Annotated in this window: 8 protein-coding genes; all 8 read right to left on the bottom strand. The window is 71.3% G+C overall.

What is annotated here, in order from left to right; genetic code table 11:
- Positions 1 to 50: 50 nt before the first annotated feature.
- A complete protein-coding gene (locus HC022_RS13505; protein ID WP_167452787.1) occupies positions 51 to 2,684 on the bottom strand; it encodes a hypothetical protein in 2,634 nt (877 codons plus the stop codon).
- Between the two features lie 2 nt (positions 2,685 to 2,686).
- A complete protein-coding gene (locus HC022_RS13500) occupies positions 2,687 to 3,064 on the bottom strand; it encodes a GPW/gp25 family protein (protein WP_167452786.1) in 378 nt (125 codons plus the stop codon).
- Positions 3,064 to 3,351 (bottom strand): hypothetical protein, encoded by a 288-nt coding sequence (locus HC022_RS13495; protein WP_008886186.1) that lies wholly within the window; start codon positions 3,349 to 3,351, stop codon positions 3,064 to 3,066. The genes HC022_RS13500 and HC022_RS13495 overlap by 1 nt, the downstream gene beginning before the upstream one ends.
- A gap of 5 nt (positions 3,352 to 3,356) precedes the next feature.
- Entirely contained in the window at positions 3,357 to 4,058 is a 702-nt protein-coding gene (locus HC022_RS13490) for a phage baseplate assembly protein V (RefSeq protein WP_167452785.1), read from the bottom strand.
- Between the two features lie 46 nt (positions 4,059 to 4,104).
- Positions 4,105 to 5,235, bottom strand: coding sequence for a phage late control D family protein (locus HC022_RS13485; protein ID WP_167452784.1), 1,131 nt, complete (start codon positions 5,233 to 5,235; stop codon positions 4,105 to 4,107).
- Positions 5,232 to 5,522 carry a hypothetical protein gene (locus HC022_RS13480; protein WP_167452783.1) on the bottom strand — a complete coding sequence of 97 codons (291 nt, stop codon included), beginning with the start codon at positions 5,520 to 5,522 and terminating at the stop codon, positions 5,232 to 5,234. Before HC022_RS13480 ends, HC022_RS13485 begins: the two co-directional genes overlap by 4 nt.
- Before the next feature lie 10 nt (positions 5,523 to 5,532).
- Positions 5,533 to 6,186, bottom strand: a complete 654-nt coding sequence (locus HC022_RS13475) for a hypothetical protein (protein ID WP_165617189.1) — start codon at positions 6,184 to 6,186, stop codon at positions 5,533 to 5,535.
- 139 nt (positions 6,187 to 6,325) lie between these two features.
- Positions 6,326 to 8,767 (bottom strand): DUF4157 domain-containing protein, encoded by a 2,442-nt coding sequence (locus HC022_RS13470; protein WP_167452782.1) that lies wholly within the window; start codon positions 8,765 to 8,767, stop codon positions 6,326 to 6,328.
- Positions 8,768 to 8,864: the final 97 nt, after the last annotated feature.

Raw genomic sequence — 8,864 nt, 5'->3', positions numbered from 1 at the left:
CACGCCCGGCGTGCAGCAGTTGCAGAAGCGGGGATCGGGATGCACCGCCATCATGCCCCTCCCACCGCGGAAAGCCGCAGCACGCCGAATTCGGGAAAGTTCGGGTCGTCGTCGAGCCGCGCGATCTCGAAATCGCCAAGCTCGATTCGGCCCCGGTCGAGCGCGTCGCCCGGCAGTTCCCAGTAGCGCTTGAAGACCAGCACCTCGGCGCTTTCGACGCCGTCGACCGCCTCGACCGCCGCGTAGAGCCGCGACAGGTAGACGTCGGCGCCGAAATCCTGTGCGGGCAGGTAGAAGACGCCGGTGCTGCCATCGGGCCGGACCCGGTTCGACAGCGCCTCGTGAACCGCCTGCAGCACCTGCCCGCGGTAGTGTCCGGGTTCGATGCAGAGCCGGATCCCGATCTCGAGCGGCACGTATTGCGCGGCGCGCACGGCGAGATCGGTGCCGGCGAGCTTGAACTTCACCAGATGCGCGCGGATCTCTGCGGCGAAATCGTCCGCCAGCCGCACCCCGCCGCCGGGCAGCGCGACGAGGTTGCCGGTGTCCACGGGATGGATCGCGACGAAGACGCAATGCCAGCTTCCGACCCAGCGGAACCGGGCCTTGGCCGAGGCGACGCCGGGGTGGCGCAGCGCCATCTCGCGCCAGTCCCCGGCGGTGACGGCACGGAACTGGATCGCCTTGACCTCTTCGGGGGCGAGTGCGCGCACCGCCTCGATGGTCTCGGGGTCGGTGCCGCCGGTGGCGGGCAGCGGCTGGCGCACGCGGGCGATCTCGGCGAAGGCCACATTGGCGCCCGGGTCGCCCGGATCGAGCGAGACCGGGCCGGTGGCGACGCCGGGATCGGCCCAGAAGGCGAGGTCGGGCGCGACCGCGTGCACCAGCGCCCCGGCAGAGAGGTTGCCACGGCGCCCAGACCCGATGCGGTAGAAGGCGGTGACGCTCTCGACGTTGAGCGGCGCGCGGCCGTGGATGTCGTCGCCGAAGCGCAGCGTGGTGCTGCCGTCGCCGTCGGTCTCCGCGACGAAATGCCGGTCATAGGCGCCGCTGTCGCCGAGATGCGGCACCGGGGTCCAGAACCGCCGCGCAGCACTGGTCAGAATGGCGCGCAGGTGGATCGCCGGCGCGGCAGCCCGCGGCGGTGCGTCGAGCGCGTGGCGGGCGGTGACCGGGCGGCCATCGGCGGAGAGCGCCGGGTCGAAGGGGCCGGAGTGCCGCGTCAGCCCCGCGTCCGGCAGGCGCAGCGTCGCCAGCGGCCAGCGCCCGGTGCCGGGCTCGACGGTCAGCCCGTCGCGCCGCACGGTGCGGCCGTGATCGGCGGGCGCCACGTTGCCGCGCACCACGCTCACGTTCCGCACGAGCCCCGCCTGCGCGGTCTCGTTCGACAGGCAGACGGCGAAGGGCAGCGCGTCCTCGACCCGCCAGCGCACCCGTTGCAGCGGCAGCGGATCCTGCGTCAGCGGATCGAGCCGCGCGGTCAGATCGCCCCCGGTCAGCCGGTCCGAGAACACCGGATCGTCGGTGTCCTCAACCGCGTCCAGCCGGACGACATGGCGGTGGCGCGGGTCGGCGTCGGCCTCGGCCCCGGTGGTCGGGCTGCGGGCCTCCTCGATCAGCAGGTAGTCGCCCTCGGCAAAGGCCGGGCGGTAGATCGCGTCTCCGTCGAGGCCATAGAGAAACGCCTCGCGCGTGCCCTTCGCAAGGCAGCAGTCGACATCCGCGAAAGTGTGGACCATCAGCAGGTTGTGGGCCGAGGTTGTGGCGATGAGCGCGCTGGTCTCGAAGACGCTCGCCCCCTCGAGCGCCGGGTCGCCGTCGAAATCCGCGTCCGCCGGCAGCACCGTTCCCGGCGCGCCGGTCGCGCCGTTCAGCGGGCGGGCGATGCGGGTCACCAGCCGGGTGCCGGCAGGCACCACGCGGGGGGTGGGATCGGGCGCGGGCTCGAGATCGAACTGCACGAAGGTCGTGGCGTTGCGCCCGTCGTGCATCGTATAGTCGATGAGCCGCGCGTGGCGCTGCATCGACACCCGGTGCAGGCAGGTCTCGAAAAAGCTCTCGGTCGCGGGGCCCGCGTCCTGAAGGTAGGACAGGTAGTCGCCCACGTAGGCCAGCATCTCGACCAGCGCGACCGAGAAATCGGCGGGCAGCCTCTCGGTCCAGTCGGGATTGCGCACCGCGATCAGGTCGAGGAACAGCCGGCGGAAGCTCTGGTAGTCCTTGGCGAGATAGTCGAGGTCGGGCTCGTCGAGCGGATTGGGCACGCAGAGATCGACGGCTCGGCAATCGAACTCGGTCGGGCAACCGGCCTTGAAGCCGAACCTTGCCTCCGAGCGTTCCGGGTCCAGATCGCCATGCTCGAGCGCCAGCACGTAGGTCGAGAAATCGCCCTCGGCATCGAGAAAGAGCAGCAGGCGCAGAGGGTTCGCGGCGTCGGGCTCGACGGTCACGACGCGCAGGCCCACGCTGCGCACACCGCCGAGGATCGTGGCCTCCGACGCATCGAGCGCCGGGGCCGGCTTGAGGAAGGTCGCCTCGAGCCAGAACTGCCGGCCCGCGGGCGCGTTACGGTCGCGGCGGTATTCGACGTAGTCCAGCCCGTTCAGCGGGTGCTGCGCGTCGAGCAGCGTCGCGGAGCGCCGCTCGTCCTCGCACCACAGCTCGCCGGAGGGGGACAGGACCATGGCTAGACCTCCGTCCTGCGTTCGAAGATCTCGGTGCGCCGGTCGTCGTCGCCGCGCAGGGCGTAGGTGACGGTGACCGTGAGCGTCGACTCCACCGCCTCGACCTCGACCGCTTCCACCGAGATCAGCGCGTCGAGCCAGCGGATCAGCGCGCCGTGGACCATCTGCTCGGTGGTGGCGACGAGCGTATCCGAGAGGCCCTCGAACACCAGATCCTTGATCGGCGTGCCGAACTCCGGGCGGTTCACCCGCTCGCCCGGCGCGGTGAAGAGCACCTGTTCGATGAGGTCGCGCACATGGTCCGACTTGCCGGTGAGCTGCGACCGGCCCCGGGGATCGAAGCCGTAGGGATAGTCGAGCTGATCGGCCAGGACCGCCATCAGAGCTGCTCCGCGTTGATGGCGACCTGATGGTCGCCGCCCGAGACGGTGACGACGAAAGCCTCGGGGTTCTCGTGCAGGTGCCGCACCACGCCGCGGGCAATGGCGATGAGGAAGCGGCGGCGCGCGCGCACCTCGCTGTCAGTCGGGTCCGAGGGCAGCTGCGGCAGTCCGTCGAGGGTCAGGAGCGCGTCGAGCTCCTGCTCGATCGTATCCGCCAGCGAGCCGGTGAACTGCGTCTCGTCGGCGGGAACGTCGGTCAGGTTTCCGGGGCGAAGGTTCGGCATCGGCGCTACTCCACGAAGACTTTGGTCGAGATCAGGGCGGGGGTCGGCGGCGGCATCGGCCCGACCGGCGGCGCAGGCGTGACCGGCAGGACCCCCAGCGCCAGCTCGCCGGGGTGCACGTGGGCGTTGAAGATCGTCACCAGCTGGCTGAGATAGGTCAGAAGGTCGTCACCGAAGGCCGCCGGATGCCGCGCCGCGGCGCTGCCGATGTGCACGAGCTTGCCGTCGTGCACGATCTTCGCGAGCCCCTTGATCGTCACCGTGCCGGTGGCCACGTCGACCTCGACCTTGTTCTGGCCGGTGGGGTCGGTCACCGTCATGAGCTGCGCACCATCGTCCAGCATCACCGTGAAGCCGAGGTCCGAGCGCCAGATCTTCTGCGCCTGCTCGCCCCCTGCTCCGGCCGGCGGCGGCATCGGCGCCTCGGCGGTGCGCCAGTAGCAGCCGGTCCAGATCGGGCGCGAGACATCGCCGCCCTCGAACTCGATCCAGACGCCCGCTCCGGGCAGCGGCAGCGACAGGAAGCCCGCATTGGGCCCGGCATAGGGCACGCAGGGATCGGCCCAGCCGGTCGGGACCTCCGCCAGCACCTCGGGCACCATGGCGGTCAGTCGACCGCGCCGCTCGGGGTCGTCCGAGCGCAGGACGATGCCCCGGTGCTTGCCGTAGACCCTTTCGCGCAGATCGCGCGGGGTTCCGTCGGGCATGGTCGTGCTCCTTTCCCTTGTCGTCCTCCGTCAGGCCGCAGCGTCGTCAGGCCGCGGCGAAGGGATCGACGAAGACCTCGGCCCCCGTCAGCCCCACGGCATTGCGCCACAGCCCGACCGATTGCTTGTACTCGTCACGCGAAATCCGGTGCGTGACGCTTTCGACGTAGTAGAGCCCGCTGTGCTGCCGCCCTGCCCCGCGCACCAGCACGGGCACCCCGGCAAACAGCGGTCGCGCGAGTTTCACCCCGTCGACCTCGGCGGTGGCGCGGATCGCCCGGGCGCTCGCAGTGGCGCGCTGCAACGCCTGGTACTGCGCCTCGGCCGGTCCGTCGGCATCGGTGTCGTGGATCCGCTCGACCGGCGGCGGAACGATCCTGCTCAGCGCCGGCTGCAGCCCCATCGGCATCTCGGCCGCGGCGGGCGCGACCACGGGCACCGGCACGCCGCTGCGCGGGTCGATCTTCGAGCCCATGACGCCGCTCGGCTGCAGCATGTCGTTGGAAACGTTGAGGCTGTCGAGGTTGGTGCGGGCGCCGAAGTCGATGGACAGCACCCCCTGTGGCGGCAGCGGTGGCGTCAGCGGCGGGTGGAAATGCCCCACGTCGCGGCCACTGACGGGCTCGGGCTGGACGTAGAGCGCGTAGCCGTTGCGCTGCGCCAGCTGCTGCAGGAAATTTGCGTCCGAGCCGCGCTGCACCGTCGCCGTCTCGGGGTCGATGCGCAGCGGCGGCGTCGGGATCACCACCGGCACCAGCCCGTGGCTGCCGAAGATCGAGGCCGCGATCTGGTCGTCGGACATGTTGGTCCAGGGAAACGGCGCCTGCTGCTGGGCCATGGCGGTGCCGAGCACGTCCATGCCCACCACCTCGTAGGTCGAGGTGCCGGGGGTGTTGGTCACCCCGAGCTGCCCGTCGGCCACCCGCCCGTTGATGATCGTCAGCGGCACGCCCGGCCCGGCAGAAATCGAGATCGAGACCGGCATCAGCGGCGCGAAGAGGTCCAGCGCCAGCGCGTCGAAATCGCCGAAGGCGTTGCGCGAGAGCTCGAAATGCAGCCGGAAGATCGACGCCTGCCCCACCGCGGTCTCGACCTCGATCTCGCGCAGGGCGGTGAACCATGGCGGCGGCAGCGGCGCGAAGCCGACCTCGACCCGGAAATACGTCGGAAAGATCATGGCCGCCCGCCTTCCGGCCCGGGCACTCCGACCACGTCTCCGGGCTTCGCGGTCAGTTCGGCCGGGCGCTGTTGCAGGTTGGCATCGCAGAGCATCCAGAACAGCTCGGGGTCGCCCAGCGTGCGGAAGGCCACGAGGTCGGGACGGTCGCCCGGGCGCACCAGCGTGCCCAGAGGCGCCGGCGTGACCGGGATCACGCGGCGGCGCTTGTAGCGCAGCACCCGCCCGTCCGGCGTGACATGTTCGGCCTCTGGGACCGTGTCGTAACGCGAGCCGCGGAAGAACATGGCGTCTCCTTCAGAGGGGCAGCAGCCCCTGGATTCCGGTCCGGTTGCCGAAGGTGTTGAGCGTCGCCATCACCTCTTTCTGGGTGAAGGACGACATGTAGACCCAGTAACCGGGGTTGGTGATGTCGAGGTCGCGATAGGTCTGGACGCTGGCCGACATCTCGACCTGCACCCGGATCGGGTTGAGCTGCTGGTCGAAGGCCTGCTCGCGGATCGACAGGCTGTCGATCTGCACCGGCAGCACCCGTCTCGGCCCCCAGACCAGCAGCACCATCGGGGCCTGCTCGCCCTGGATGAAGGCGGTGCCGGCGATCGCCAGCGCCTCGTTGGCGATGACCAGCGGATAGGGTGGATAGAGCAGCCCCTCGAGCGCCGCGATCACCGGGTGCAGACCGTTCCTGACGGTGATGGCGTTCTCGGAGGGCACCTCGAGCTGATCCGCCGCGTCGATGTCGAGCGTGAAGCTGAGCGTCTCTTCCGGAGGGCCGTTCACCCGGTTGGAATCGCCGCGGCCGCCACCGCCGCCCCCGCGCAGCCGCAACTGTCGCTGCACCTCGTCAGGGTTGTACTGGTAGACGATGATCGTGGGCGTCAGCTCTGGCAACTGATAGGCGACCAGACCGCCCTTCATGACCCGGGGAGACCGGGGGAAATCCGAACTCATTGCTCCTCCAGACACCGCTCGCGCCGAGAAGTAGGAATGCTTTCTTAACTATACCCCAAGGTTATCATCTCGCGCCTGAGTTGCATACCCGTCACTCGGCGCTTGGCAGAAATTGACGTCACCCCGCGGGTGTCCGCGCTCACGGGAACGGGCAGAGCGGCCCCGGGTCGCTGTCGAACAGCATGCCGCGGGCGGCAAGGTAGCGGCGGACCCGCGCCCGGGCCTGGCTGCGCACGTAGCCGTCCCAGATCAGAGGCCGGTCCGGCTGAACCGGCGTGGGCCGCCAGCGATGGACCCGGCAGCGGTTTCGCAGGGCCTGGAACTCGAGCAGGACGGCGCGTTCGATCTCGGCCTCGGTCAGCACGAGGCGGCGGTCGAGGAGGTATTCGGCCGTGATGCAGGCGATGTTGTCGTTGACGCAGAACGCGTTCGGATCGGTCGGGACCGGGACCGCGTTCTCGGGCGCGGGGCCGATGGTCGGCCCGTCGTAGCGCGGCGGCGGCGCGGTGTCGGCGGCCTGGGTGTCGTCGGTGTCGGGGGCCGGCTCCGGCGTGTCGTCCCCGGGCGGCTCCTCGGTCGGTTCGGGGATGCGGGCGTAGCCGTCCACCGTCCATTCGTGGCGATGGCCAGGGATCGGGCGCCGCCCGTGGCAGCCGTCGACCGGCACGCCGGAGAACTCGAGGTGGAACCGGTACTCGGTGCCCGGCGCCGGCGGCGGATCGGTCACGAAGGTGATCCCCGGCGAGTCGCTGCCGGAATAGAGACAGCCATCCTCCATGGTGGGAAGGAACTGGTCGAAATCCTCCGGGTCGCGGGCACTGCTGCGCGCGGCGTCGCTGAACCTGTGGCCATAGGGCAGCCGCCCGTGCCGGGCGTCCTCCTCGGGCCGGGTCGGGTGCAGCTGCGAACTCGACACCGTGGGCGGCGCGCGCATCCGCACCCAGCCCGCCCCGAGGTTCTTCTCGAAGGTGCCGTTGACCTTCTGCAGGTACTCGCCGCAACTGCAGTCACAGCCGGTTTCGGGATCGTCGCGGAACATGATCGACATGTTGAAGCTGCGCTGAAGGAAATACCTGACGCCCGCGCCCTGCAGAACCGCCGGCGGAAGCGCCCCGCCGGGCAGGTTGACCACATCCACGCAGGCGTGGCGCTCGGGCGGTTCGTCGTCTTCCTCGTCGTTGTCGTCATCGTTGTCGTCGTCACCGCCCGGCCCGTCGGTGTCGGGCAGGCAGGCCGACGGGTTCGCGAGGCAATAGGCCAGCGCCGAGCCCACCGCCGCGGCGAGCGCGCCGCCAAGCCCGCTGAGCGCCGTGGCCAGCGTCGAGAGCGCCGCCGCGATGCCACCCGCGGCGAGGCTTGCCGCCGCCGAGCGCAGGGCGTTCCACAGGAGACGCCGCAGGAGCTCGCCGATGGCGATGCCGCCGCCCGCCAGCAGCGCCGCGCAGATCAGCGGAAAGCGCTCGCAGAAGCTCTCGTCGACCGGCGGAGGGTCGCGGATCTCGACCGGTGTGGGCGTGTCGTCGTCGACCGGGGGGTCCTCCTCGACCCGCACCGGCGGGGGAGGCCGGGGCCCGGGCAACAGCAGGATCTCGACGCGTCGGTTGCGGCTGCGGGCCTCGACACTGTCGGCGGGATCGAGCGGCGCGGCCTCTCCGAACCCGGCGATCCCCGCGACCGACGCCCGCCCGAGCGCCGTCCGCACCGCGCGGGCCCGGCGCACCGAGAGGCCGCTGTTGTGCAGCTCTGGGCCGGATTCGTCCGCGTGCCCGACGATCACGACCCGCAGCGCGCCGGGCTCCGCTACGGCGATGAGCCTGCGCAGCTCGGCCACCACGGCGCGGTGCTCGTCCTTGAGCCTTGCGCTGTCGATGGCGAAGTTCTCGAGCACGAATCGGAACGGGCGCAGCGTCGCGGTCACCCGGCCAGGAGAGCTTTGGGACAGCGCGATCTCTTCCTGCCGGCTCAGCGGCGCGGCGGGCTCGGCGGTTGCAGCGTCGTCCTCGCCCTCGCGGAAGACCGACGGCCCGTGACCGGCGGTCCCGTGGCCCTGCACCACATGCGCCAGCTCGTGCGCGAGCAGCCGGCGGCCCTCGCCCGTGGACGGCGCGTAGCGGCCCGGTGCGAAGGCCACGTGCGGGCCCATGGCATAGGCCTTGGCCCCGATGCCGCGTGCGGCCCGCGCGGCGCGGGCCTCGGTGTGGACGCGGACGCCGGAGAGGTCGGCGCCGAAGCGCGGCTCGAAGTAGCTGCGCGTGGCGGGCGAGAGCGGCTGGCCCCCGCCCGAGATCGCGGCCGCGGCGGCAGACGCGTTGGCGGCGGAGGGCATCGCAGTGCCCACAGCCTTGCGCATCAGCTCCTCCTCGGCGCAATGGGCGCAGGGCGGGCCACCGGCGGCGCAGGCCGCGCATGTGCGGTGGATCGCGGGGGGACCGCCGGGTGCCGCGGGCGGGGCCGAGACGCTGCCGCCCCGGATCACCGCGTCGGCGATGCGGTCGGCCTCGCGCTCGGCCGGGCTGTCGACCGGGGCGATGCGCACGGCGGGCGCAGCGGTGGCCTGCGCCGGGGCGGCGGCGGCGGCCATCAGAACCGCCCTCCGAGCGCGAGACCGACGTTTATCCAGTGCGCCGCACGCGGGTCGTTGCCGAGCTCGCCGCCCGCGCCCAGGCGCAAGTCGACCG

Source organism: Salipiger sp. HF18, from assembly GCF_011806505.1.
Lineage (GTDB): Bacteria > Pseudomonadota > Alphaproteobacteria > Rhodobacterales > Rhodobacteraceae > Salipiger > Salipiger thiooxidans.
Note: the sequence above shows the minus strand (reverse complement) of the source record. Positions and strands in the feature narration are given on the sequence as shown.